Source organism: Paenibacillus amylolyticus (assembly GCF_001570725.1).
Classification (GTDB): Bacteria; Bacillota; Bacilli; order Paenibacillales; family Paenibacillaceae; genus Paenibacillus; species Paenibacillus amylolyticus_A.
Map to the genome: position 1 here is coordinate 283,313 of NZ_BCNV01000005.1, position 26,658 is coordinate 309,970.

Genomic DNA, 26,658 nt, shown 5'->3' on the forward strand with positions numbered 1-26,658 from the left:
TGAATTACAACATTTTTAAATATGACGAAAAACCACCGGCTCCTGGTCCGGTGGTTTTCGCTATGCTATGTCAATGACAAACAAAGCAGCCTCCCAAAAGGCTATCTATTAGAAATCGAAATTATCTGGATCAGGTCCAACGCGAACATTTTCGTTCAGAGCGTTGATCTGATCCATCTCTTCATTTGAAAGTTCAAAGTCGAAGATGGAAGAGTTCTCGATAATCCGCGGTTCTTTGGTCGACTTCGGAATGGTAATGACTCCATTTTGCAGATCCCAACGCAGGATTACTTGTGCAACCGATTTGCCTTTGGATGAAGCAATCTGAGTAAGCACTGGATTGTCCAGTAACTGACCCTGCATTAGAGGTGACCAAGCTTCAAGCTGAATACCATGCTTTTCACAGAAGGCCTTAAGCTCAACCTGAGTCAGGCGAGGGTGGTATTCCACCTGATTGATCATCGGCTTCACTTTGGCATCCTGCATCAGGTCTTCGAGATGGTGAATCTGGAAGTTACTTACACCAATAGCCTTAATGCGGCCTGCTGCATACAGCTCCTCGATTGCTTTCCAGGCTGCTTTGTATTTGCCTGCCTTAGGCCAATGAATTAGATACAAGTCGAGGTATTCCAGTCCCAGTTTGTTCAATGTGGTATCAAAAGCGGCAAGCGTTTCCTCATATCCGAGGTCTGCATTCCATACTTTCGATGTCACGAACAACTCTTCACGTTTCAGATTATTTTCTTTCAAGGCTTCGGCAATGGCTTGGCCCACGCCAGCTTCATTGCCGTATATTGCGGCAGTATCGATACTGCGGTAGCCATGTTTAATCGCATTTTTCACAGCTTCAATCAATTCAGATCCTTCTTCTACCTTAAATACGCCAAGTCCAAACCAAGGCATATGAACACCGTTATGCAAAGTTACTGTAGATTGTAAATGTTGTGCGGTTTGAGCTGTTGTCATGAGAGTTCCTCCTTCAAATGTGTAAAAATCAGTCATTTCAAGCTGAATTGCCGTTATTTCATCATACAAAATCAAATCATACTAGATCAAATAGGGCTCAACGTATATAGTATAGTAAAATACGATTTGAAACCGGTTCCCTTCAATGGCTGGAACCGATACACAAAAGCCTGCGCCTGTGGTCGGAATGAAGCTTAGAACGAAACTTTCTCCATTTAGGCTGGTACTTGTTGATCCTTGTTTTCCAGCATTTTAGCCCACGCGGTCAGGATTACAGCTACGAGAACCATCAAGGCGCCGACCCATGTCGTGTGAATCAGACCGATGGAGTCATTGATCACGCCACCCAGATAGGCACCTATGGCAATGCCTGCATTAAATGCGGCGATGTTGAAAGCTGAGGCTACATCCTTGGCCTGTGGTGCATATCGTTCAGCCAAGGTTACAACATACATCTGAAGACCAGGCACATTCATGAAGGCCAGCAATCCCATGCCCATAATGGTGAGCAATGCTGCCAACTTGAATGGGACCGTAAAGTACATGATGCCCAGAATGATGGTCTGAATGATGAACATGTAGAAGAGCGCCTTGAGCGGGTTGCGATTGGCTGCTCTGCCGCCGATGATATTACCGACTGCAATGGCGATTCCGTACAACAATAGAATGAACGCTACCGTTTTCTCAGAATAGCCGCTGATATCATGCAATAACGGGGACAGATACGTAAAGACAACAAATGTTCCTCCGTACCCAACAGCAGTAATGGCAAAAGCAAGCAGCAAGCGCCCACCTGTAACCAGCTTCAGCTGATCCCGGAATGCCGTTCGTGTTCCACGTTTTAACGTGGATGGCACGAGTATCAGGTTTCCGATCATCGCAATGATGCCAACCACAACAATGAGGATAAAGGCAGCGCGCCAGCCCCAATGTTGACCGATGAGGGTACCGAGAGGTACGCCTGTTACCGTGGCGATCGTTAGCCCGGAGAACATGATGGCAATGGCGCTTGCTCTGCGATTGGCAGGTACCAGATCGGCTGCAATCGTGGAGCCGATGGACATGAATACGCCGTGAGCAAGAGCGGATACCACTCGTGCAATGAGTAACATGGTGATACCCGTTGATAGTGCAGCCATCGTGTTACCGGCAATGAAGACAACCATGATGGCAAGCAGTAACGTTTTGCGTGATACGGTAGACGTCAGTGAGGTTAGGATAGGAGCCCCAAAGGTAACGCCTAAGGCATATAAAGTAACGGTCAGTCCCGCTGTAGTTACGGAAATGCCGAGATCATCTGCAATAAGGGGCAGTAGCCCGACGCTTATAAACTCTGTGGTACCGATCGCGAACGCACTGATAGCCAGCGCCAGCAGCGCCCAGGTGCTGCGTTTCGAATCTTGTAACATTTCTTGCTCAACTCCCCAGAATGTAGATTTACGTACCGGCAAATGCTATTATGAGTTATTCAGTATAGATTGAATAGTACGTACTTTTTAGTACCCTACGTACTTTTTGGTGCCTATACAGCATGCAACGGATGTAATCCAATTCATCAGGGAGGAAGCAAGATATGGTTCGAAAAAAATATAACATCTCGGTTGAAGCTACCCTTGAGGTGATCGGTGGCAAGTGGAAGTGCGTTATTCTCTGTCACCTGACACATGGGAAAAAGCGAACCAGTGATCTCAAGCGTATTATGCCCGCAATTACACAGAAAATGTTAACACAGCAACTGAGGGAGCTTGAGAACGACGGGATCGTCAACCGGATTGTATATAATCAGGTCCCTCCCAAAGTGGAGTACGAATTGAGTGATTATGGCCGCAGTTTGGAACCGATTCTCAATGCGCTCTGTAATTGGGGAGATCAGCATATTGTGAAGGAATACGGAGATAAATCAGCAGTGCTGGAGGACAATGGGCTCAATGATTTTAACTCAGACAATAGGGAGCTGGTGCAACCGTGAACTATGAGATTCTATATGATGGTGCTTTTGCGATGCTTAAAGTACATTTGCAACGGGGAGAACGGTTCAAGGCGGAGAGTGGTGCGATGGTATCCATGACTCCGACGGTTGAACTGAAGGGTTCAGCAGAAGGTGGGATGTTTGCCGGGTTCGGTCGGATGCTGAGCGGGGAGAAGTTCTTTTTTCAGGAATTGACGGCTGCGGGCGGATCTGCAGAGATTCTGCTCTCACCTTCAAGCATGGGCGATGTGGAAGCCGTTGAATTGGACGGTTCCTATTCACTCTATGTGCAGAAAGACGGATTTCTGGCAGGAACTGAAGGCATTCAGGTGAATACCAAAATGCAAAACCTGAAGAAAGGTCTCTTTTCGGGAGAGGGTTTCTTTATTATTGAGATTAGTGGGCGTGGAACCGTATTTCTGTCTTCCTATGGTGCAATCCATGCGATCAATCTTGCCGCTGGTGAAGAAATGATCGTGGATAATGCCCATTTGGTGGCATGGCCTCATTATGTAGATTACCGCATTGAGAAAGCTTCACAGGGCTGGTTATCCAGTGTTACAAGTGGAGAAGGATTGGTATGTCGGTTCCGTGGAGAAGGAACCATTCTTATACAGAGCCGCAATCCGCAAGGATTCGGACAATGGGTGAAGCAGTTCATTCCTACGCGCTAAATATTTTTATAGAAGAATACACAGAGTTGCAACGGATGTGTTTCCATCATCGTTATATGAATAACGGACTTACTGTAATATCTGATGGATACATATTCTGTTGCACAAGGTCGCACATCATGGAGGTATGAGATGACAAGCTCACAGTATAAAAACGCACAAGAAAGCCCGGGATACCTGCTATGGCAGGTAACAGCGATGTGGCAAAAGGAAGTACGTCGGGTGTTGGAGCCACTCGAACTAACACAGCCCCAATTTGTATTGTTGCACGCCTGTTTATGGCTCAATGAACACGATGAGGAAGGCAAAGGAGTAACTCAGGTTCAGATTGCTCAGTTTGCCAAGGTGGATGTTAACGTGACTTCTCAGGTTCTGCGTGCACTTGAAAAGAGAGGATTAATTACCCGCGCTCGTCATCAGACGGATACGCGTGCCAATATTATCACAACAACGGAAGAAGGAACCCGATTGGCTGTGGAGGGAATTCATCTTGTCGAGGAATCGGACAAGGCATTCTTCGAAACTTTGGATGATCGTAAGGGAGAGTATTTGGAGATCATGCAGGAGTTTCTTCGCCAAAAAACAGAGGGCTAATCCATAATATAATTTTTTTTATTTTATTAAACTACATAATGTAGTGGAACTGGAAGTTTTTCTAATTACTAATAATTATAGCGTCGCTACAAAATACAAATAGACCTCCTGACTTTATCCGTCAGGAGGTTTATTTCAGTTGTTTTAATCGATTCGATAGGATGCAAACGGCTCGCGGCGACGGAAAGAGTCACTGATCTGATCCAGATCGGCCAACAGCTCATCGGGCAGTGACATGTCCAAACTAGCCAAATTATGTTCCAGCTGTTCGGTGCGTGTAGCGCCCACAATCACTGTGGATACAGCTGGACGTGTCAGTAGCCATGCGAGCGACAGCACACTTGGGGAGCAGCCATATGAGGCAGCTTTAGCACTCACTTGTTCACTTAGTTGGATATTATGCTCCAGCAGGAAACGGTTGAAGGACGGATCGGTGTCTGCTCTGGAACCAGAAGGCACACTGGTCTGTCCGTTATATTTACCTGTCAGAATACCGCCTGCCAATGGGAAATACGGAATAATGCCTACACCCTGATCGAGGCACATCGGAACCAGTTCAAGCTCAGGTGTACGGTCTGCCAGAGAGTAGCTGGTTTGGGTGGAGATGTAGCGCACATAACCTTTCTGTTCACTGATCCCCAAAGCTTTCATCAGCTCCCAGGCTGCGTAGTTGGAGGCTCCGATATAACGAACTTTGCCTGAAGTGACCATATCGTCCAGTGTGCGCAGTGTTTCATCCAGCGGTGTATGCGGATCAAAGGTATGGATCTGGTAGAGATCCACATAATCCGTCTGCAGACGCCGCAGGCTATGTTCCAGCTCTTGTTGCAGATGGTAGCGGGAAGAACCCCGCCCATGAGGACCATCATGCCGGGGTAATCCGGCTTTGGTAGCAAGCACCGCGTTTTCCCGTCGACCTGTGAGAGCCTGTCCAATGATACGTTCCGATTCCGTACCTGCGTAGATATTGGCGGTATCAATAAAGTTGATGCCCTGATCCATCGCTGCATGAATAATGCGGGTAGAAGCTGCTTCATCTGCGCGTTTGCCAAACGCATTGGTGCCGAGCCCCAGTGCAGATACACGCAGACCACTATTGCCCAAACGTCGATACTCCATCCTTCATCGCTCCTTTTCTGTTCATCTTGTAGAGGTAGTTCAAAAAGTCCACTTTTGATTACGAATGATGCCTGGCGGCATCATCAGCATCGAATATGAAATTCAGCCGAAATAAGTAGGGGCTTACGAAGTATGTTTCCTTCGGAAACATTGTAGTTGCTCACGTAGTTTTCCCTACGCTCCGCTACTCCATTTCTAGCTTCATTCCATCTTCTCGGTACTGAAAATCAGACTTTTTGAACATGCATTTGTAATGCAGATTATAACGCAATCTATTGAAAACGTGTTATTAATATAGTTAAATGATTCTAAGAACCCGTTATTAAAGGAGATATGATGGAAAACAGTGCCGCACATTTAACAAGACGGAAGCCGAAGAAACCGAAGAAGAAATGGAAGAAGCCATTGATCATCACCCTAAGTGTGCTGCTTGTGTTGGGAGGACTCGGATTTATCTATCAAAAGCAACTCGTCGTGTTTGCCTTTAACATGTTCGCCTCAGGTACGGTGAAGGAAGCCTTGGATGACTCCTTTAAAACAGCTGGCGATAAGGATGCCCCTGTTGTAGAACATACGGACCCATTCTCACTGTTGTTGCTTGGTATTGACCAACGCGATAACGAACCAAGCCGTTCGGATACCATCATCTATTCCGTCGTGCGTCCAGAAGACAATAAAGTGCTGCTGCTGTCTATTCCACGTGATTCCTATACCGAGATTGTCGGCCGGGATGTGAAGTCGAAGATCAATTCAGCTTATGCCCACGGTGAAGCCAAGATGGCGATGGATACGGTGGAGAATCTGCTGGAGAACAAAGTGGATTTCTATGCCGCGATTAATTTTAACGGGCTCAAGGATATTGTTGATGCGGTGGGCGGCGTTGAACTGCCGATCAAGAAGAACATCGAGAACAAATCAAAAGCGCATGAGAAGCTGTTCGTTGAAGCGAACAAACCGATCTATAGCGGCGAAGAAGCGCTTGGTTATGTGCGTTACCGCGAAGATTCCGATTTCAATCGGACGATGCGTCATCGGATTTTCTTAAGTGCCTTCATGAATCGTGCGCTGGAGGTCAAAAATCTGACCAAAATCCCGGATGTGATTCAGATTGCCGGATCGAATTTTACAACCAACATGACTTCGGACTTCATCGTGAAGTTTGCCGAGTCCTTATATATGAAAGACAGTACACCCACGATCAGCAACTACATGCTGAAGGGGGAAGGCGCGACGCGCAGTGGCGTATGGTTCTACGATCTGTCGGAGGACGATCTGCAATATGTACGTGGTATGATCGCCAGTTGGCTGGACCCGGATGCGACCGAGATTATTGAACCCGAGTCAGCGGATCAGGCAGATACACCAGATGCAGCATAAGCATCCATTCTTATGCAGAATGCTCATATGAATAAAAGTCCGGCGAAGCGGTTGCTTCCCGGCTTTTTTGCGTTTGAAATCCTTTGGATGAAATATTGTACGGATATATCTGATGTTTAAACCTCTTTTTATGGCATACATATAGTAAAATATAGGGAAAAGATTAAACATCAACCAACGGAGGAAACTCATGAAGGAGTTTAAGGAACGGCTTGGGCAGGTTCAGGAGCAGCAGAAGCAACTGGCGAAGGAGTATAACGCCCTGCTCCAGGAATACGAGTCCGATGACCTGATCGTTAAGAATGAACAATTGCAGGAACAGTACGAAGCCCACAAGCTCAAGCTGCAACAGCTTGAACTTCGCTCGCGCAAGATGGAAGAAGAGAATGCACGTCTTCGCATGGCGTTATCCGAACAGATGCTGGACGAGAAGCTGAATCTGATCCGGGTATCCCGGGAGAAGATGGAGACCTATTTTCAAGGGAAAACAGCGGTACATAATGATCGAATTGCATTCCATGAACATCGAACCAAGTCCAATCTAAACGCGCTATACAACCAGGCCGCACAGGAGTTGCAAGAGGATTCTCACGAGGTGAAGGAGAGGATTGCTTACCTTGCGGCAGAGGTAAATGAGCGCATTGAAACGCACAGACGAGCCGTCCGGGAGAGAGAAGAGGCTCTGCGTGGGCACATGGAACGTGGATATGAGCACATGGCGGAGGAAGGGTTGAGCGAAGAGACCATTCAACGCCGGATTAAGCAGAATCGCATGGAGATGAAGATTGGACTCAGCTGGATCAACAAGGTTGCCATCCTGCTCCTCATTCTGGGGGTTGGAGCAGCGTTCCGTTACTCGTACTCGACCTGGTTTAATGACGAGATGAAGAGCGGAGCCTTTTTCCTGCTCGGTGCACTGATGCTCGCCGGAGGAGAGTGGCTTTTCCGCCGCAAAAGGCAGACGTTTGCGATGGGGCTGCTCGGCGGCGGGATATCCGTGTTGTTCGGCTCCATCTTCTATAGTTACTTCTTACTGCATATTATCGGGTTATATACGGGACTTGGCTTGTCTGTATTGGTATCGGCAATCTCCGTATTGTTGTCCTTGAGATACCAGTCGAAGACCATCTGTTCACTAGGTTTGGTGGGCGGGTATCTTCCGTTATTCTCCTACATGTTCTCGTTCGGGCTTGAGGGCACTGCTGTCTATGTAGCTATGATCTATCTGCTGCTCTTAAACGGCATTATTGTTTTCATTTCGTTTGGCAAACGGTGGCCGGTGGTGCACTATATCAGTTTCCTGTTCAACACACCATCCATGCTCATCCTATTATGGCTGTCGCCAAGTGAGAAGATTGGCATGTTGTATTCCATAGTACCGTTTGCATTATATCTGGGCATTACGCTGGCATATCCATTCAAACACCGGATGAAGTTAACCTGGTGGGATTTCGCTCTACTCGCTATGAATACGAGCATTAGCTGTCTGATGTTATACGTGTTATTTGATGTGGCGGATTGGAATGATGCTCAAGGCTTGCTGGCCTTGATCTTCTGCGTGGTGTATCTAGGCCTCGCACGATTCGTCCAGCGCAATATGGCTCAGGAGAAACAGACGACTCTGCTCTTTTATGTCACTTCCCTGACGTTCGCCATTCTGATTATCCCGTTCCAGTTCGGGGCCAAGTGGTTATCGATGGGCTGGCTGATTGAAGGGGTTCTGCTAGTTACGCTCGGACATCTGAGAAGGCTCAAATCGGTGGAACGTGCAGGTTGGGGCATCGTGCTTCTATGCTTAATCACTTTCATGTACTACGACCTGCTGACGCTATTCTTCATCGGGGAACGTTCTTACTTTATGTTAAAATACACCAGCATTACGCTGGGGACTGTGCTTATTACACTGTATTATGCCTGGGCAGTTCACGGCAGCTCATCTTCCAGAGAGAGATTCAATTACAGCGCGCTGGAGCTGGGTTTCCTGAACGGATTCAAGTATGTGACACTTGCGAATGTGTGGTTATACGTGCTGTATGAGTCGAATGAATTGTATACCAGAGCTGTCGATGGGACGTTCCTGTTCTACATGTTCTACAAGTTGCTCATGTTCGCAGCGCTCACCATTGCATTGGCCTATGGACTGAGCAAGGTGAAGCTGCTGCACGATCGATACGTACAGGTGTATATCACCTTCCTGCATGCCATTGGTTGCTGTATTGCACTGGCTGTCACCTTAACCATGCCAGCGCTTCAGCCGGAAGTTCAGCAGCATACAGCGGCAGAGATTGTTGGTTTGCTGGTGCTGATCATCTTTAACGTAGGGGTATTCTTTGCAGGAAGGGATCTGCTGATTGCAGGCATCCGCGGGCAGTTCAAGAGCATTGAATGGTACCCGGTTATCGCAGGGGTATATCTGCTAGGGGTCATCACCGTATTCCTGACGATCCAGTTCCATTGGGGTGATGTGGGGCTGATGTTCAGCCTGATCTATCTGCTGCTGGCGATTCTCTATATTGCCTATGGATTCCGTAGAAAATATGTCATGATTCGGCGTCTGGGCCTGGGTCTAACGTTGTTCGCTACGGGTAAGATGGTGTTCTATGATGTGGGGATGCTTACCTCGGGCAGCAAAATATTTGCCTACTTCAGCTTCGGTGTGTTATTGCTGGGGATCTCTTACTTGTATCAGAAGGTGTCCAGCCGGATGGAGGAAATACAGTCCAGAGAGACAGAGAAGCCTGACGCTGAACCGACTGTGCCTGAGGAAAAAATGGATTGATTTGAATCTACTTTTAGCCCGTGATGAATCTACAAAGTATCACACCCAGAAGGGTGGTTTGAACCTGTGTTTTTGCCGTTGTATGTATTCGGTTGAGATTATGGAAGGGCTCCGGAAGTGCGACAAACCCAGAGGCCCCCATATTTTTCAACCATACTATTGAATTTGATCGACGAATTGAAAGGTGTTTGTTGTTTTATCCTCAATATAATAGTCTAAACGGTAGAAGTTTTAGTTACAACATTCTCAACGTGTTCAGTTTTATAGAATTTATCTTTAAGATAAAGAAGTTCAATTAACTATATAAATTGAACTAAACATTTACACAAAACTAAGAGGGGAGAAAGAATCTGAAAATACGAGGCGTGCGCCTTTATCCCCGGATTTACTCTTCATAAAAAGAATCAAAAAAATCTAGGGATAACAGCGACTGGAAGGTTGTTCTGTCATCGAAGTGTACAGTGTAAATATTCTTTAGTTCAATGTATATAGTTCTATTATCTACTATATTCATTTAACTTTGAGGTGCATCTTCTAACTCTTTACTAAGCTGCTTGCCAAAATGATTAAGTGCATCGCTTGAAACTTTAATTGCATGAAGATGGCCAACATCACTCAGAATTAACATATAATCATTGGTATTGTATTCCTTTATCCATTGAAATTCAAAGTGTTTTTCGAAATGTTCAAAGGAATCATTATCCATAACATTTGGAAAATCAGATAACTGTTTTAAAAGGGATTTTAAAATTAAATTTGTCCAACCGACTCTCTGCTCTCTTACCAATTTATTATTTCTATAGTACTTAAGATTAAAGGCACTACCTTCATGTTCACCAGGTATAGAATAAAGGAACGAAATTTCGATGAAATTACTCGTCTCATCGACTTCAAATAATTTAGCCATTAGTCACCTCTTTTAGGATTTTTTATTTCCTTACTAGAACAAGATGAAGTTGTAGATACACTCTTGTCCTAGTAAGTTCAACTTAATTTGTTATCTAAATTTCCAATTCGATGAGCGCCATTTAGTATCGTCAGAACGATTTATAATAGAATTACCGGAATCTTTATAGATTGTCAAAATTGTATTTGAATCTCTCGCTAGGATTACTACAACTTTATTATTTGGATCAACTGCAATACGAGATAATCCTTTTCCTTCTCTAATATCATCAAAATGTGCAATAGCCCACATCCCAGATGGCTTTCCTGATAATACATTATCTACCATGAGCGATGTTATTCCGTCTGCTAGTGCTTCTTGCATGGCGTGCATTGTTAGATTAGTAGATATGTTTTTAGGTGTTGCAGTAACTTTAGTAGCATATGCAGGTCTTTTAAAAATTAATTCAACAAGTTTCCTTACAAGTGAACTTTGTGTTGTAACTTCATCTTCTTGTTTTCTTAATTCTTTATAATATGCAATGTAAGCTCTGTCGATTCTTTGTTCAAGTTCATCTTCATAAACAACTGGAGATTCAATATTGATTTCAGTAGTGTTATCTGTTGCAACTTTGCTTTGCTCCTCCATCGCGTATGTACTGGTGATTACGGTTGTGCTCACAATCGCCACAGCAGAGAGTGATAATAAAAATTTCTTGAATATCTCTTTCAAAGTACATTTCCTCCTAATATTTCTCGTTATTTGACTTGCAATTTAAGATAATACATTTTTATAATGGGATTATAAGAAAAAAATACCATATGAAACTATTTATACGTAATTTTATTAATGTTATTCCTTACAATTTCAACTCTATATTTTAAAGCAACTTTAGTAACAATTTACGAGAATTAATATAAGTCCAGTTAGCTCTGAGTATCCCATACTTCGGCTTGGGAATATCCTTATTAAAAGGACTTATCGCTTAGGATTTTTACATTATTATTTAGCACGGATGTGATAATAGATATCTATTATCATATTGGAGGCGCTTATTACAAGTTCTGGAAAATATAAAAACCTTGACAGGATTCTCCTCTGTAATGAATTATTTGTGATACTAGAAGAAGCTTAGAATGTAGTCTGTATGTTCACTATATGTATTATCTTGCTCTGTACAAACTGCCTTCGAATAAAAATTGAAGTAATCAAAGTATTAATTAGACATAAGAGGGTTTCCATGATCCTTGCGCATTATTCGAAATTCTCAGAGGATTTGCTACAGAGAATCAAGTGAAAGTATTACAAGGATATCTCTCTAATAAGTATGAACTATACTTATATTACCTTTCATGTTTGACTTTGGGTTCATCTAATGTATTACTACTAACACAACAACCACTTATACTACGAATAACAGTAGCTTTGGCTACTGCCAATCATATATTTAAGGACAAAAACGACCTGCTCTAATTTCACGAGACAAGGTTTTTTTATCATTTCAGGAAGCTCTAATCTATTGTTTCGTAATCCATCAACTTGCTGGGCAGTTTATGAATGAAATCATGCAATCATTATACTGTCGGCATTGTTTTTCAATCCAATAAAGCTCCCGACTGCCGTGAATCCGTAATCAGGGATCTTGTTAATTTTTATCCCACAAAGGAATTGAAAGTTGATTGGCGTAACCTGTCTATGGCTTAGCCTAATATGACATTCGTGAAACGTTTTGCGCGGAGATCACGTTATAATAGAGTAGACTTAGGGTTGGATCTTCATTTGTAACCATGAGGTTTCGGTAGCCGATGTGCCTTTCAGTGATTGTCCGCCATCATCATTCATACGGGAGAGCACGGTTAATGTCATGGACAGGGCGAAGGCGAGTAGCACGTATATGAAAATGTTTTTTTTGTTCATTAGAAGGTACCTCTCTTGTTGAATGAGCTAAAGTAGACATCCGGTCGTCATGAGAAAAAAAGCACAACGTCTGGTATAGTAGAGTGAGTAGAACCGAACATAAATCGTTCATGTATACCACTATATTGAACTATAGCGGGGCAAACAATGGAACAAATCTGATGATCTTATCATTATTGTTGAAGATATGTTTATAGTACGTGTTCAAAAAGACCGGTTTTCAGTACCGAGAAGATGGGATGAAGCTAGAAATGGAGTAGCGGAGCGTAGGCAAACCTACGTGAGCAACGGACATTTCGGCTGAATTCCATATTCGATGCTGATGATGCCGTTAGGCATCCGTTGTAATCAAAAGCGGGCTTTTTGACAACCTCTTATAGAGATCGAGTGATCGTTGAAGGTGGGAGAATAACATGCGGGAGACGGCAAAAATCGTCATTCGTACGCCAGGACAGGAAAGTGACGGCTCATTCGCTTATGTAAGCCAGGGTCGCTCCATTACGGTGGGACGTTATACAGGCGGTAGTGAATTGGACTTGTCTGTCTATAATCAGATGATATCGAAGCGGCATTGCCGCATTCATTATGATGTACAGCAACAGCTATGGATCGAGGATCTGGATAGCAAAAATGGAACCGAACTGAACGGGCAGCGCCTCGTTCCTTATGAGAAATATCCGTTTGGCGAGGGAGACAGCCTGACGTTGGTCAATGGCCTGATCCAGCTTCGCGCGGAAGGTGATCTTGGAGAGACGAGGGAATATCGTGTGTCGGATCTGCTGGGTGAGGGTGTGCGTTTACAGGATCACCTGCAAACCGTACAGATCGGTGAAGTGGAGATTCCGCTGTCCAAGAAGGAATATCAGCTGTTCAAGCTGCTGTATAGTCAACTGGACCACTTTGTGACAAGGGAACAAATTGTGGCTCAGGTGTGGCCGGAGCGGAGCATGCTGGAGAGTGAAGCGGTAGGGATCGACGAGATTAACTCGCTGATCTATCGGACGAATCGCAAGCTGGGTGTACATTTTACGATCAAGTCTGTGTACAAAAAAGGGGTATACATGAAGTCTCATGTGCCCGAATGAATGCGTGATAACAAAGGGATGATGCTATGTTCATCGTTCATCTAATTCCATGGCTGATTGCCGTGGTGACATTGATATGTGTCATATCCATCGTACTCGTCAGTTGGAAAAACGGGATCTCCCCGATGCCCACATCCAGTCGTGTCAGACAAGTGGTCATTCAAGAGGTGAACCGTATTCCAGGGTACGGGGATGTGCTGGAAGCCGGCTCCGGATGGGGGACATTGGGGCTGGATGTTGTAAGGCATTGCCCTGGCAAAAGGCTGACCGGGATTGAGAATTCTATCATACCTTTATGGTCTTCCCAACTGATTGCCTATCTCAGTGTTCGCTTACGTCGAGCCAAGGGGAAACAGCACTCCCTCAAGGGCAGGCTGCGCTTCATGCGCGGGGATATCTACACCAGTTCCTATGAACATGCAGATTGTGTGATCTGTTATCTGTTTCCGGGAGCGATGACCCGACTTCTGGACAAGTTCAGTCGGGAGCTTCCGCCGGGTGCCAAGGTGATTAGCGTCTGTTTTGCCCTGCCGGGCAAGGAACCGCTACGCACTATAACATGCCGGGATGCCCTGCGTACCAAGGTGTATGTGTATGCTTTTTGATGAAGAAGCTTATGATTGGAGACAGGAGAAACCGGAGGAATGAGACCCTCATGTTTCTGCTTTCGTTCAATGCATGTTATAACTCACGTGGGGTGTATATAGCTATGAATAAACAAGAACAAGTGACTGATCATTTCAGAGAATTATTTAATAAACTGGTCTGGATTAACAAGTCGAAGATGGAAGCCAGTCTTCGTGGTTATAAGTCTTCCGAAGTTCATTGCATTGAATATATCGGAAAGAATATCGATCCCAATGTGACAAAGCTTGCAGAGTCGCTGTATATGACCAAGGGTGCCATAAGTAAATTGACGAAGAAACTTATCGAAAAAAAATTGATCGAAGTCTACCAGAAGCCGGAGAACAAGAAAGAAGTCTATTTCAGACTGACCGAGAAAGGGACTGTTGTATTCGGTATTCACGAGGAACTTCACCAAGAATTTCAAAAGAGGGATCAGGCTGTGTTTGAGCAGGTAACCGAAGCGCAATTAGATGGAATGCTCAGGTTTATGGAGAAATACAGCAAACATTTGGACGTAGAGATAAAGAAACAGGGTTTGGACATTTAGATAAATGTGTGTAATGGAAGGGTAATACAAAAAGCAACCTACTCTAATCGAGGGTAGGTTGCTTTTTTATTTGAATAATTATTATTGACAAGGAAACAAAAAAGAGTTACATTTTTTGTTGAAAAGGAAACAATAATACAAAGAGGAGACACATATGACTAAAGAAAACGTCAAAACCACTGAATTACCCAAAGAGGTGCTCATGGCAGCCTGGGCTATAGCTCTTGGAGCCATTGCACCTATGCTTGACTCTACCATGGTGAATATTGCCATAGATCAATTAACACATGATTTCAATACAACCTTAAATATTATTCAATGGGCCATTACAGGATATGTTCTGGCTCTTGCCATGGCAGTTCCCATCTCCGGTTGGCTTATGAACAAGTTTAATAGCAAGAAGATTTTCATTGGTGCTGTTATCCTATTTGGAGTGATTTCTATTTTAGTAGGTGTTAGCTGGAACATTTCGAGTTTTATCTTCTTTCGTTTACTTCAAGGGTTCAGCGCAGGGGTGATTACGACCCTCATGTTTACCCTCTTGGTGAAAACGGCAGGGAAAGATCACTTGGGAAAAGTGATGGCCATCGTAAGTACGCCTATGATCTTCGGCCCTATTCTGGGTCCAGTCCTTGGAGGATTCATCGTTCAGGGGGCATCCTGGCAATGGATTTTCTTCATTAACGTGTTCATCGTGTTGATCGCTGCGCCAGTAATGATGAAAACAATTCCTGACTTTGAACCTTTCAACAAAGAGAATAAGCTTGATCTGTTTGGCATTATTAATTTGTCTTCCATGAGCGGTGCTTTAATCTACGGGATAACGAGAGCTGCGGAACATGCTACGTTTAACAATAATGAAACGATCTTATGGGTGGGTATTGGTGTGGGTTTGGCTGTCATATATATGGCTTATAATCTCATTCGCAAGAATCAGACGGTCTTGCCCATGAGTTTGTTTACTTATAAAAGTTTTGCTGCTTCAAGTGCCGGCTTGTTTATGGCAAATATTGCTCTTATGGGCCCGATGTTAATCCTCCCGCTATTCTTTCAAAACTTTCGCCATTTTACGGCGATTGAAACAGCAGTTGCACTTATCCCCCAAGGGGTTGGGATGCTTGTTACTCGGCCTTTACTTGGAAAAATGATTGATAAAATTGGACCCAAATATGTAGTGATCGTCAGTTTGTTTCTTTCTCTCATTGGTTCAATTCCGCTTATTTTCATCTCTGATAAAACAAGTATGATCTGGATTTCCGTTATATTGTTCATTCGTGGTGCGAGTATTGGAGGGATCAGTCTGCCGTTAACAAGCGAAGCATACACTGGGCTTGATAGCACACAGCTCCCTGAAGCGAGTGTGGGCATTAATATGATTGAGAATCTTGGTTCAAGCTTTGGCTCAGCTATTATCGCGACGGTTGTTGCAACGGTCATACAAGGGTTGCAACCAACGGTCATAAATGAGTTGAAGGGGTACCATGCCGGATTTCTATTATCCAGCGTTATTCTTGTAATTATTCTAATCCCTAGTTTGTATCTTACAAATAAAAGGAACGCATGAACAGTTACTCCTGTTCTTCCTGAAAAAATGAAAGCACTAGGTCCCGAATTCACTGTTATCGTGATTTCGGGACCTAGTGCTTCTAATTATACACTTAACTACAAATCATGATTATTTTGCAGAATCGGTAGTGCCTGTGCTGCCGGATGTTGTACCGGATTGCGATCTGTTTCTGCCGCCTCCGAATCCACCTTGTCCACCGCCGCCACCAGGACCGCCCATACCTGTATTGGCTGTGGTTACACCAGATTCATTCACCCAAGTCACATTACTAGTCGATTGGAATGCAACTACTTGAGTTCCGCCACTATAGGTACCGTCTGTGTATAGTCCATCCACGGCTTTACCTGTAGACGTACCACCGGAGTAGATCACATAGGAGCCATCTTTTTTCAGATCCGGGGAGCTGACAACCACAGTTTGATAATCTTTTGCCGGAGCAAAGGTCAGAATGTTGTTGCCTTCGTTGTCTTGTACATGTACAAGTGTTCCAGCTTTTTGCGTTGCAGGGAATGTCATTACAATGGTATTTTGCGTAGACGCATCGGATGTTCCTTGTGCCATACCAGAGCTTCCGGCAGCCACGAGGTATCCACCGCTGATTTCAAATGTACCGTCATAATCCAATGCTCCGTTACCGTTATCCGTCGGTCCGTTCACAATAACTGTTCCGCCAGTCATATTGATGGAACCATTGGAATCCAGTCCGTCACCACCTGCGTTCACCGTGAGGGAGCCGCCGTTAATGTGGAACTCGTTATTGCTTGCTGCTGCACCACCCATACCGCCAGGTCCACGTCCTTGCTGATTAGTAGCTGTACCTTGGGATGCCTGATCAGTAGTCGATGTTGTGCCTGTTGTTTCGGTTACAGAGATGTTGGATGTCGTTTCTACATCGGTTGCTGTAGTAGTGCTATCTGTACTTGCCGCTGTATTCGCAGCTGTTTCCGTCTCGCCACCTGCAGCATTTACGCCATCATCGGATGCCGTTACATCTACATCCCCATCGTTCAGGGTGATGATTGCACCTTCAAGTCCTTCATAGCTCTTCGCAATCGTGATCGTTCCGCCGTTGATCGTCAGGGCCTGATCAGCATGGATGCCGTCATCACCGGATTCAATGTTGAATGTTCCGTCATTGACTGTCACGTTATTGTTGCTGTGCAGGGAATCATCCATGGAATCAATGGTATACGTACCACCATTAATCGTAAGATCTGTGCCTGCTTTGAGTGCTTTGGCACTTGTGGACTCGGTTGCTGTTGTTGCTGTGTCCGCATCAGCATTGTTATCTGTTGTTGTTGTTGTTGTTGTTGTTGTTGTTGTGTTGGCAGAGTTGGATGCTGCTGCGCCGTTTGTATTAGCACCTGCATTCGTACCGCTGTTAGTAGACATCTCCGGCATATCTGCAGGAGGTTCGCCATCCGGTGGTGTGCCCATATCGGTTGGAGGTGTTCCGCCACCCCATCCACCGCCACCGCCGCCAAACGGACCTTCTTCTACTTTGGCTGGTGCATTGGCGCTGCCGCCGGCAGTTACAATGTTGTATGTGCCGCCATCCGTAACGAGTGCGGTTTCGGCTTGAATACCGTCGTTACCACTTTGGATATCGAAGGTACCTCCTGCGATGGCAACGAAGCCTTTGGTGGTATCTGTGTCATTGGTTGATTTAATACCGTCGCCTTCGGCTTCAATGGTAATGGTGCCCGCTTGAATGGCGACCATATCCTTACCTTTGATCCCATCATCGGCTGCTTTGACGCTGATGCTACCGCTAATGATCTTCAGATCATCCTTGCTCGTAATACCTTCATTATAGTTACCTGTAACGGTCAATTGACCTGCACCGTTGAATGTAAGATCCGCTTTGCTGAAGATTGCAGCATCCGGCTCGTCTGTCGTAGCGTCGGCGTATACATACGTTTTACCATCGGAAACGGTATTCTTGGTTCCTTTTTCGAGTGTAATTACCGCTTTACCGGCTTTCTGAATATAGATCGCTGCACTATCATTATCATGGATGGTAGCTCCGTTTAATACGAGATGTACGGTACCCTTATCGGCAACGTTAACCACGATCTGTCCATCCGTTAGCTCACCGCTAAGTACATAAGTGCCTGCTTCCGAAATGGTTACAGAACCATTCGCTGCTTTGGCGCCCGAACCGGTCACCGTTGCCGTTGTTCCGTTCAGCTTAATCGCTGTGGAATCTGCCTCACTCCAGCTAATATTGGTATCGTCAGCGTCCAGAGAGACCAGATTCGCGTATTTTACAGAAGTTTGCTCGCTGACGGATACCGTTTTGGTTGTTCCTGTCGTTGATGTTGCGGCATTGGCCGTTGTGCTTGTGGTTGCTGGTGAACTGCATGCTGCGAGTAGGCTGGTAATCATGGCGATGGACCAAAGTTTGCTACCTGTTATCATGTTCTTCTTCATATTAGATCGTTCCCTTCAAATTAAAAATTAATATTCCGTTGTTGGACTCATGGTTAACGAGATATCCAGGTTGCCGTTCCGTGTACGGATCGCATCGAGGAATTCCTTTTGGCTAACACTTTCGTGAATGGTTACACTGTAGACCAGCTCATACAGACTGCCGAGTTCAGTGGTTCTGATTTTTTTTAGATCAAAAGGTACGTTGAATTTATGGAACACTTCATTAAGGGCTTCTTCATAGCTCAAGTTCTCGGGAATGGTGACTTTCAGCGTTTTCAGCTGACTTTTCTTGCCGCCGAAGTTGAAGCGACTCAGAACAAACATCAGTACACACAGGATAATGGTGAACAGCACCGCGTATCCAAAAGCACCTACACCGCAGGCAAGACCGGAAGCCATCGTGAACAATACGTAAGCAATGTCTTTTGGATCACCAGGGGCGCTTCGGAATCGGATGATCGAGAAGGCACCTGCCAAGCTGAAAGCTCGTGCGATGTTGCTGCCGATGAGCAGGATGATGATGGCGACTATGACGGGCAGGACGACCATCGTTAAGGTGAAGCTCTGGGAGTATGTGCTTTGGTTAGTCTTCATGTAGGTAAGGCTGATGACCAATCCCAGAATGATGGCAAGACCAATGGTGATGACTGCGTTGTTAAACGTCAGGTTGGTATCGGTTAGGGCTGAACTGAACAGTGAATCAAGCATATAGGACACGCTCTCTTTCTATAATCGTTTTATCTTGTTCTATGGATGGGTTATAGTCGGTACCTGGCACAAGAATGCGCTCCGTCTGGTAATTCAGGTTCGTTGTTCTCACCAGATGTCTGTACTCGTTGCCGTATTTGGAGAATCCGGTGCGGTAGAGACCATGCTCACAGAGCAGTTGCGACAGCCACAGCGGAACAGTTTTCTCGGCTTTTACTTCCATCAGCCATCGACCGTCCTTCACCAGCGGTTCACCGTAATCTCCCTGTTCCAGCTTCAGATCGTATCTGCGGCTGCGAATATTGGTGTCAAAGGTAATGCGAAGATCCCGGCTGTTCTTGTCGAAGAGCGCTTTGCGTTCATACGCCAGATACACTTTTGGTTCAAGATCGTATAATCTAAGGAAATATTTGATCTCTTCGACAACCTGCTTATTCATATAATCCGCCAGCTCCGGCGCCTGTCCCGAACGAACGAATTCGTAGGCTTCATCCAGCTTCAAGGCGGTTCTGCGTTTGTTCACCAGGCCGAATACTTTCTTTTTGATCTCCAGATACACTTTGGCATTCTCTTCAGGGATTCCATAAGCTCGCAGTCTCAGCTTCTCCTTGTATTTCGGTTTGGAGAGACTGGCGCGGATCAGGGAATCCTGTGGAGTGTCGAAGTACAGGTTGCTGATGGAGTAATACTCATGTTTCTTGTTGTAGGCATCCAGCTCCATGTATTTCAGCAGGTCGTTGTAGAAATGTGCGTACTGCTCATCCGTCAGAAGGTACTTGCTCTCATATCGGTTGAATACTTCAATAGCCATGTGGGACTCATTCCTTTCGTTGGTGGGTTGTATGTTTTGTTGCATCGTGTATTGCTTCCATGTCTGTATCTTAGAGCCCCAACCTTGAATGAATCTTAAATGGTTTTACATTGCGTTAACATTTTTTTACCTTCCTATAATAGTTCACATGCACAAAATGAATTAAGATTGATTCAAGGTTTAATTGGTAGAATAGGTGATATCATAAAGAGTTTTAATGAAGACGAATATTTCAAGCAGAGGAATGAATAGAGCATGAGAATATTAATTGCGGAAGATGAGGTTCATTTGGCAGAGGCTGTATCGCAGATTTTGAAAAAAAACAATTACTCCGTGGATATGGTCCACGACGGCAGATCAGGACTGGATTATGCGCAGAGCGGCATCTACGACCTGTTACTACTCGACATCATGATGCCGGAGATGGACGGGATCACTGTCCTGAAGAAACTCCGCAGTGAAGGAAATCATACGCCTGTCATTCTGCTTACTGCGAAAGGTGAACTATCGGACAAAGTCACAGGCCTCGATTATGGCGCCGATGATTATATCGCCAAGCCCTTCGCCACAGAAGAATTGCTGGCACGGATTCGAGCAGCCTTACGACGGAAGGGCGAAGTGGTTCCCGAGGATGGACTGAAGTTTGGCGACATTGAGCTGAATACAACCCAGTTGAAGCTAAGCGTTCAGGGTAAGGAGATCAAGCTAAATCTGAAGGAGAATGAACTGCTGGAGCTGTTGATTGCCCGCAAACAGGCGATTACCTCCAAAGAGCAGATTATTGAGAAGTTATGGGGATTTGATTCGGAAGTGGAGTATAACAATGTTGAGGTGTACATCTCTTTTTTACGCAAAAAATTAACCTTCCTGAACTCTGCCGTCCGCATTAACACGATTCGGGGTGTGGGGTATGTACTTGAGGTGACTTCCTGATGTTCAAGAAACTTCGAAATCGGTTCCTGATCGTGAATCTGGTGTCCATCTCCATTATGATGTTGGTGGCATTTGCGACGATCTATACGATTACGTACCAGAATGTGCAACGTGAGACCAATATGGAGTTGTACAAGGTATCTGATTTCTACCACAGTCCTTATAATTCATCGAAGATGCCGCGCGGGGACGATGGGGGGATGGGGACAGGCTCCGGTACAGGTTCAAGTTCAAATACAGGTTCAGAGTCGATGCCCTCCGATGCCATGGGTGGTAATAATGGAGGACCGGGAGGGGATCCCAACTCACCTCCGGCACGTTCCGTTTCGTTTATGATCAAGACGGATGACCAGTGGAAGATTACGGATACGCATTCCCGATTCGATATGGAAGATACGTTCTACACCGAGGCGTTGCAAAAGGTTGACCAGAATAAAGTTGGTGATTCAGAACGGCAGACGGGGCAATTTGCGCTAGATGGAACGGACTGGGCCTATGTGGTTGACCCGAGCGGTGATGGGCATATGATCGTATTTATTGATGTGACGGCGCAACAAGGTATTCTTACGAATCTAATCTATACCTTTGCAGTTGTCGGATTGGTCATGCTGATTGTGATCTACTTCTTGAGCCGTTATTTTGCCAATCGCTCCATTGCGCCAGTCAGAGAAGCGTTTGAGAAGCAAAAACAATTCATCGGAGATGCTTCTCATGAGCTGAAGACACCTCTGGCGATCATTAATACGAATGCTGACGTACTTCTGGCCAATCAGGAGGATACGATAGCGAACCAGGCGAAGTGGCTGCACTATATCAAGTCGGAAACCGAGCGCATGACGGGACTTACGAATGATCTGCTCTACCTGACACAGATGGACGACTCACGCTCCACGATGATTCATGCGAAGTTTAATATGAGTGATGCGGTAGAGAGTATTATTTTGCCGATGGAAGCCGTTATTTTTGAGAAAAATATTTCTCTCGATTACAACATTGAGCCGAATCTTACGGTTCATGGGAACAGTGAACAGATCAAACAGGTCATTCTGATCCTGCTCGATAATGCTGTGAAGTATTCGGGTCCCAAAGGGTCCGTAAACGTTACGCTCCAGAGACAGAATAATGATGTTATGCTGGCGGTGTCCAATACAGGTGACGGCATTGCGCCGGAACATCTGGATCGGATCTTCGATCGATTCTATCGTACCGATTCTTCAAGAGCCCGCAAGCATGGTGGGCATGGTCTGGGTCTCGCGATTGCTCGTTCCATCGTGGATCAGCACAAAGGAGAGGTGTATGCTCGAAGCGTGGTCGGAGAGGGCGCTACATTTTACGTGCGGTTGTCTTAGGGGTGGAGTGATGAGCCAGCTTATGAAAAAATGCTACCTACGTTTCGGCTCCACACTAACCTTCCCTCCCACTCTATAATTGTTCTTCAGGCATAAGTTCTGCCTGTAATGGGTTAACCTATGCTACAATGGCAACAGTATGTATGAATCAAGGAGATGAACTGAACGTGGCAGAAGCAAACGCAATTAATGAACAAGAAATGATGCAGTATATTGCAGATAAAACGAAGGCAAGTCAGGCGAACATCGCTCTTGTGCTGAAGCATGAGCAAGCGTACATCAACAAGGTGCATGAAAATGCCAAAGGCAACGATGTGGATATTGACGGCGATGATCTGGCGGACTATATCCTTAGTCGTAAAGATGTGAAACTCGATGAGTTGACCGTGGAAAGCATTTTGGATGCTGAGATGGACTACTTGATGGACAAGGGTCACGCGGGATACGTCGATTAAGTTAAGCGTAGGCAAAATCTAACGAACCTGACAGCCGTTATTCAGGTATTTCTCGCTCGTATGGGAATGTAACGAATCTCAGACACGTTATTCTCGGGATTTTCGGTGCAATTGCAGCATTTTTGCGGAATTAGCGTGTCTGAGATTCGTTAGTTTGGGAAATAAGCTCTTTTAGTCGATATAAGGTGCCCTAGGTTCGTTAGAGTAATCACAGGGTACAACGAGGTGTTAGATGGCTGTTTCTAAAGTGAATTTCACATATGCAGCCTTCTGCATGGTAAGTGTTGTACTGTCAAAAAGACCTCAACTCCACAATACTGTGGTGTTGAGGCCTTTTTTAGATTGTAGCGACCTGGCATGCCTACAGGTCACCTGTTGGTTTAACGCTACTAAGGATAGAAATTGAGTTCTATCGTACTGGGCCACTATATCGGATCATTTGTCGAGTCTCGCTATGAGTACGGCTCTAAGAGTGCCGACCTATCGGACAACCTCATCGCATCACTCATCTGTTTGCCCTACAGTCATCCCTATTGGACATCGCTGTAAGGTAAGATTTTTTAGGTAATGCCTATCAATCCTACAGTGTACGGCTTCTTATTGACCCATCATGCCGCCATCTACGGTGTAGAGGGATGCTGTGACATAGGATGCTTCTTCGGACAACAGGAAGTTCATTACCGCAGCAACTTCTTCCGGTTCACCGTAACGGCCCATTGGAATGGCAGATACCGTAGCAGACTGGTAATCTTCCACGTTACCGGAGTTTGCTTCGATCTGACGCATCATACGGGTATTAATTGTGCCTGGCAATATAGCGTTAACCCGGATATTGTAAGGTGCCAGTTCATTCGCAGCGGTACGTGTGAGACCAACCACGGCATGTTTGGACATAATATATGGAGATACGGCAGGTGCGCCCATCAGACCCGCAAGGGAAGAGGTGTTTAGAATCGCACCGGATTTTTGTTTTTTCATCACCGGAATGACATTTTGCAGACCCAGGAATACGCCACGAATGTTGACGTTATAGACCGTATCCAGTGCTTCAACACTCAGGTCTTCGATCAGTCCTGTTGGACCTTCAATCCCGGCGTTGTTGGCAAAATAATCGATTCGGCCAAATGCATCCAGTGCTTTTTGCACATAGTTTTTCACGTCTGCTTCCTGAGATACGTTTGCTTTTACAGCAATGACATGCTCTTTGTCGAGGTTCAGATCGGTGATCGTTTGCTGGATGGCTTCTTCATTCAGATCCACCAAAACCAGATTGATTTTGCGCTCTGCGAGGCGGCGTGCCAATTCTTTACCAATGCCTCCGGCTGCTCCTGTAATAACGGCTGTATGTGTATACGATGTACTCATGATATACTCGCTCCTTATTCTGTATTGGCAGGCATTTCTTAAAAAAAAGTTTCAACCTGTCGTCTATCTTTCCTGTCTCAATGTTAAGATATACATAGCTATGTGACAATAATCATTGACAGCGCATATGTCAGCTATCGGACAGAGATGTAAGCGGTGTTCATTTAGTTTACAATAATGAACAAAGGAGGCGAAAATGTTGATCATTGAACATCCTCAGGACCGGAGAGCACGAAGAACGCAGGATGCCATCATCGCTGCGGCGGTTTCTTTGATATTAGAAAAGGGAGCAGATGCCCTCACAATCAGGGATATTACGGAACGGGCAGATTACAACCGGGGAACCTTCTATTTACATTTTCCCGGCAAACCGGAGTTGTTGCAGTTCATTCTGGATGATTTCATGCAGGGAGTGGGGCAAGCTTACGCAGAACCGTATGCACAGCTCAAAGAAGTGGACATGACTGCATTACTGCCATCCACGATGCCTGTATTCGAATATATTGAGGCCCATCAGGATATTTTCCGTGCATTAATCACGATGCATTCAGATATGAGCTCACGGCTGTGTAATATGTTTAGAACGTATTTAACCGAGGATTTTGTATTGGTGACCGAAGATAGCGAGCAAACCATTAATTACGACATCATGTTAAGTTATCTGGTCTCTGCTACGGTAGGCGTGATTATGCATTGGGCGGAGATTGGATTCAAGTATTCTGCGCATTATATGGGGGAACAGCTTACGGCACTGATTAACATCAAACCGACCCGTCTGCTGATTGAACCAGGGCAGAAGGGCCGGACTATTCACGAGCGTATGCTGTTGGATTAAAGGTCGAATTACCCGGTCATGGAGGCATTAGCGGCCTGTTGCATCTGAAGTAGCTGCTCGCGGACCAGGACCGACTCTCCGACCATAATTAATGCCGGATTATTCACTTGATGCGACTTGGCGAGGGAGTGGAGTTCGGCAAGTGTGCCAGTAATAATCCGTTCCTCCGAAGTGGTTCCCCGTTCGATTAAAGCTGCGGGTGTGCTTCCACTTTTGCCATGGTGAAGCAATTCATGTTGAATCTGAGGAAGTTGGCTAATACCCATGTAGATGACCAGTGTATCCACACTATGAGCGAGTAGGTCCCAGCGCACCGAAGATACACTTCCGTCACTGCCGGTTCCCGTGACACATGCGAAGGATGAAGCAACCCCGCGATGGGTTAACGGAATAAGGGAGGAAGCGGACGTGCCTACAGCTGAAGTGATGCCGGGAATGATTTCAAATGCAATCCCTGCTTCCGCCAGCACAAGCGCTTCTTCACCACCACGACCAAAGATGAACGGATCGCCACCCTTGAGTCGTACGACTTGTTTGCCTTCTGTTGCATGCGCAGCAAGTATTCGTCCAATCATCTCCTGACTCATGGAGTGAAGGCCAGGAGCCTTGCCGCAATAGATGCGGAGTGCTCCTTCAGGAGCCTCAGCGAGCAATTGATCATTCACAAGCCGATCATACATAATGACATCTGCGGACTGAATACGTTTCAGGGCTTTTACCGTAATCAGATCCGGATCTCCAGGCCCAGCGCCAACAATACTAACCAGGCCCCGGCTCATGATCGTGTCCCCAATTTGGGTGCGACATCGGAACTTGCCAATCCTGAACGACCACCCTGAATCGTTGCCAGTTTGGACGAGAGCTTCACTGGATTTCCCCAGTGGTGAGCGGCATACAGACCGAGGCCTGTAAATACAGCTCCGCCAATGAGGTTGCCCACCAATACGGGGATCTGATTCCACAGCCACCAGTCAGCGACGCTAACCTGTGCACCGAGCATCATACCTGCCGGGATGACGAACATGTTCACCACAGCATGTTCAAAACCTTGGGCGAAGAATATCGTAATAGGCAGCCACATCGCTACGATTTTACCCAGTGTAGAAGTGGACGTCATTGCCATCACTGCACCGAGTGTGACCATCCAGTTACATAGAATGGCTTTGATGATGACCAGAACAATACCTGCTCCGTCCAGATGCTGATATCCCAATGTTTTGGTTTCACTGGTCTGGATCAGCGTTTGAATCAGAGGGTTGCTCATATCCGTACCCATCTTCGTAATGGTCAGTCCGTATAATAGGGCATAGAATACACATCCGATCAGATGACCTGTGATCACCCAGAAATAATTCCGGAGCATATCCATCCATGTAATTCTACGTTTCAACACTGCGAGTGGAAGCATCGCAAAGTTTCCTGTCACCAATTCGAGACCCAGCAGAATAATGATGACGAATCCAGCCGGGAATATCAGTGCACCTGCCAAACCAACGGAAGTTTGAGATACAGCGGTATATGCCATTGTGGTTGCAAAGGCGAGAATAGCCCCTGCCAGAAAACCGCGGATCAGCATCTGTACCCGGTTCATTCTGGCTTTGCTCTCACCAGCTTCGACCATCGATTGCAGCACTTCTGCAGGTTTAACAAAATCCATAGCGC

25 protein-coding genes are annotated in these 26,658 nt (G+C 45.6%); 13 read left to right on the forward strand and 12 right to left on the reverse strand.

Annotated features, from left to right (window positions below; translation table 11 throughout):
- Positions 1-108 precede the first annotated feature (108 nt).
- Both PAHA3_RS21255 and PAHA3_RS21260 read right to left on the reverse strand, forming a co-directional pair.
- Entirely contained in the window at positions 109-966 is an 858-nt protein-coding gene (locus PAHA3_RS21255) for an aldo/keto reductase (RefSeq protein WP_062836688.1), read from the reverse strand.
- A gap of 215 nt (positions 967-1,181) precedes the next feature.
- Positions 1,182-2,375, reverse strand: a complete 1,194-nt coding sequence (locus tag PAHA3_RS21260; RefSeq protein ID WP_062836689.1) for an MFS transporter — start codon at positions 2,373-2,375, stop codon at positions 1,182-1,184.
- Positions 2,376-2,539: 164 nt separating this feature from the next.
- On the opposite strand from PAHA3_RS21260, the gene PAHA3_RS21265 reads away from it, so the two are divergent.
- The 3 genes from PAHA3_RS21265 (at position 2,540) to PAHA3_RS21275 (ending at position 4,203) form a co-directional block, all read left to right on the forward strand.
- On the forward strand, positions 2,540-2,935 hold the full coding sequence (locus PAHA3_RS21265; protein ID WP_062836690.1) for a winged helix-turn-helix transcriptional regulator: 396 nt from the start codon (positions 2,540-2,542) through the stop codon (positions 2,933-2,935).
- A complete protein-coding gene (locus tag PAHA3_RS21270; protein WP_062836691.1) occupies positions 2,932-3,609 on the forward strand; it encodes a TIGR00266 family protein in 678 nt (225 codons plus the stop codon). The genes PAHA3_RS21265 and PAHA3_RS21270 overlap by 4 nt, the downstream gene beginning before the upstream one ends.
- A 132-nt stretch (positions 3,610-3,741) precedes the next feature.
- Positions 3,742-4,203: a MarR family winged helix-turn-helix transcriptional regulator gene (locus PAHA3_RS21275; protein ID WP_062836692.1), complete on the forward strand. Its 462-nt coding sequence runs from the start codon at positions 3,742-3,744 to the stop codon at positions 4,201-4,203.
- Positions 4,204-4,347: 144 nt separating this feature from the next.
- On the opposite strand, the gene PAHA3_RS21280 is transcribed toward PAHA3_RS21275, so the two are convergent.
- On the reverse strand, positions 4,348-5,322 hold the full coding sequence (locus PAHA3_RS21280) for an aldo/keto reductase (protein ID WP_062836693.1): 975 nt from the start codon (positions 5,320-5,322) through the stop codon (positions 4,348-4,350).
- 333 nt (positions 5,323-5,655) lie between these two features.
- Here PAHA3_RS21280 and PAHA3_RS21285 point away from each other — a divergent pair, with 333 nt between their 5' ends.
- Both PAHA3_RS21285 and PAHA3_RS21290 read left to right on the forward strand, forming a co-directional pair.
- On the forward strand, positions 5,656-6,699 hold the full coding sequence (locus PAHA3_RS21285; RefSeq protein ID WP_371327946.1) for an LCP family protein: 1,044 nt from the start codon (positions 5,656-5,658) through the stop codon (positions 6,697-6,699).
- A gap of 190 nt (positions 6,700-6,889) precedes the next feature.
- The gene (locus PAHA3_RS21290) at positions 6,890-9,478 is read left to right on the forward strand and encodes a DUF2339 domain-containing protein (protein ID WP_062836695.1); all 2,589 of its coding nucleotides are present in this window, start codon (positions 6,890-6,892) and stop codon (positions 9,476-9,478) included.
- 514 nt (positions 9,479-9,992) lie between these two features.
- Here the strand turns inward: PAHA3_RS21290 and PAHA3_RS21295 are convergent.
- The 3 genes from PAHA3_RS21295 to PAHA3_RS30580 all read right to left on the reverse strand — a co-directional run bounded on the left by PAHA3_RS21295 (position 9,993) and on the right by PAHA3_RS30580 (position 12,281).
- The gene (locus PAHA3_RS21295) at positions 9,993-10,385 is read right to left on the reverse strand and encodes a hypothetical protein (protein WP_062836696.1); all 393 of its coding nucleotides are present in this window, start codon (positions 10,383-10,385) and stop codon (positions 9,993-9,995) included.
- A 90-nt stretch (positions 10,386-10,475) separates the two neighbouring features.
- Positions 10,476-11,096 (reverse strand): hypothetical protein, encoded by a 621-nt coding sequence (locus PAHA3_RS21300; protein WP_062836697.1) that lies wholly within the window; start codon positions 11,094-11,096, stop codon positions 10,476-10,478.
- Positions 11,097-12,125: 1,029 nt separating this feature from the next.
- On the reverse strand, positions 12,126-12,281 hold the full coding sequence (locus PAHA3_RS30580; protein WP_167350922.1) for a hypothetical protein: 156 nt from the start codon (positions 12,279-12,281) through the stop codon (positions 12,126-12,128).
- A 413-nt stretch (positions 12,282-12,694) separates the two neighbouring features.
- Here PAHA3_RS30580 and PAHA3_RS21305 point away from each other — a divergent pair, with 413 nt between their 5' ends.
- From PAHA3_RS21305 to PAHA3_RS21320, 4 genes are all read left to right on the forward strand, one after another.
- Entirely contained in the window at positions 12,695-13,366 is a 672-nt protein-coding gene (locus PAHA3_RS21305) for an FHA domain-containing protein (RefSeq protein WP_062836698.1), read from the forward strand.
- Between the two features lie 26 nt (positions 13,367-13,392).
- Positions 13,393-13,971, forward strand: coding sequence for a class I SAM-dependent methyltransferase (locus PAHA3_RS21310; protein ID WP_062836699.1), 579 nt, complete (start codon positions 13,393-13,395; stop codon positions 13,969-13,971).
- 104 nt (positions 13,972-14,075) lie between these two features.
- Positions 14,076-14,540 carry a MarR family transcriptional regulator gene (locus PAHA3_RS21315; RefSeq protein WP_062837094.1) on the forward strand — a complete coding sequence of 155 codons (465 nt, stop codon included), beginning with the start codon at positions 14,076-14,078 and terminating at the stop codon, positions 14,538-14,540.
- 154 nt (positions 14,541-14,694) lie between these two features.
- Complete coding sequence (locus tag PAHA3_RS21320; RefSeq protein ID WP_062836700.1) at positions 14,695-16,104, forward strand: MDR family MFS transporter; 1,410 nt, start codon at positions 14,695-14,697, stop codon at positions 16,102-16,104.
- Positions 16,105-16,215: 111 nt separating this feature from the next.
- Here PAHA3_RS21320 and PAHA3_RS21325 read toward each other — a convergent pair whose 3' ends face one another.
- From PAHA3_RS21325 to PAHA3_RS21335, 3 genes are read right to left on the reverse strand one after another with little or no spacing between them, the layout of a single operon-like run.
- Positions 16,216-18,540 carry a carbohydrate-binding domain-containing protein gene (locus PAHA3_RS21325; RefSeq protein ID WP_062836701.1) on the reverse strand — a complete coding sequence of 775 codons (2,325 nt, stop codon included), beginning with the start codon at positions 18,538-18,540 and terminating at the stop codon, positions 16,216-16,218.
- A gap of 27 nt (positions 18,541-18,567) precedes the next feature.
- Complete coding sequence (locus tag PAHA3_RS21330) at positions 18,568-19,248, reverse strand: DUF4956 domain-containing protein (protein ID WP_062836702.1); 681 nt, start codon at positions 19,246-19,248, stop codon at positions 18,568-18,570.
- The gene (locus tag PAHA3_RS21335; protein WP_062836703.1) at positions 19,241-20,059 is read right to left on the reverse strand and encodes a polyphosphate polymerase domain-containing protein; all 819 of its coding nucleotides are present in this window, start codon (positions 20,057-20,059) and stop codon (positions 19,241-19,243) included. The genes PAHA3_RS21330 and PAHA3_RS21335 overlap by 8 nt, the downstream gene beginning before the upstream one ends.
- Before the next feature lie 255 nt (positions 20,060-20,314).
- Between PAHA3_RS21335 and PAHA3_RS21340 the strand changes: the two genes are divergently transcribed.
- The 3 genes from PAHA3_RS21340 (at position 20,315) to PAHA3_RS21350 (ending at position 22,796) form a co-directional block, all read left to right on the forward strand.
- Positions 20,315-20,992 (forward strand): response regulator transcription factor, encoded by a 678-nt coding sequence (locus PAHA3_RS21340; RefSeq protein ID WP_036612327.1) that lies wholly within the window; start codon positions 20,315-20,317, stop codon positions 20,990-20,992.
- On the forward strand, positions 20,992-22,341 hold the full coding sequence (locus PAHA3_RS21345) for a sensor histidine kinase (protein WP_062836704.1): 1,350 nt from the start codon (positions 20,992-20,994) through the stop codon (positions 22,339-22,341). The genes PAHA3_RS21340 and PAHA3_RS21345 overlap by 1 nt, the downstream gene beginning before the upstream one ends.
- A 143-nt stretch (positions 22,342-22,484) precedes the next feature.
- A complete protein-coding gene (locus PAHA3_RS21350; RefSeq protein ID WP_062837095.1) occupies positions 22,485-22,796 on the forward strand; it encodes a hypothetical protein in 312 nt (103 codons plus the stop codon).
- A 597-nt stretch (positions 22,797-23,393) separates the two neighbouring features.
- Here PAHA3_RS21350 and PAHA3_RS21355 read toward each other — a convergent pair.
- A complete protein-coding gene (locus PAHA3_RS21355) occupies positions 23,394-24,161 on the reverse strand; it encodes an SDR family NAD(P)-dependent oxidoreductase (protein ID WP_062836705.1) in 768 nt (255 codons plus the stop codon).
- A gap of 196 nt (positions 24,162-24,357) precedes the next feature.
- Between PAHA3_RS21355 and PAHA3_RS21360 the strand changes: the two genes are divergently transcribed.
- Positions 24,358-24,996, forward strand: coding sequence for a TetR/AcrR family transcriptional regulator (locus PAHA3_RS21360; protein WP_062836706.1), 639 nt, complete (start codon positions 24,358-24,360; stop codon positions 24,994-24,996).
- A gap of 8 nt (positions 24,997-25,004) precedes the next feature.
- On the opposite strand, the gene cobA is transcribed toward PAHA3_RS21360, so the two are convergent.
- On the reverse strand, positions 25,005-25,775 hold the full coding sequence (gene cobA, locus PAHA3_RS21365; RefSeq protein ID WP_062836707.1) for a uroporphyrinogen-III C-methyltransferase: 771 nt from the start codon (positions 25,773-25,775) through the stop codon (positions 25,005-25,007).
- Positions 25,772-26,653 carry a formate/nitrite transporter family protein gene (locus PAHA3_RS21370; protein ID WP_062836708.1) on the reverse strand — a complete coding sequence of 294 codons (882 nt, stop codon included), beginning with the start codon at positions 26,651-26,653 and terminating at the stop codon, positions 25,772-25,774. Before PAHA3_RS21370 ends, cobA begins: the two co-directional genes overlap by 4 nt.
- Between the last annotated feature and the right edge of the window lie 5 nt (positions 26,654-26,658).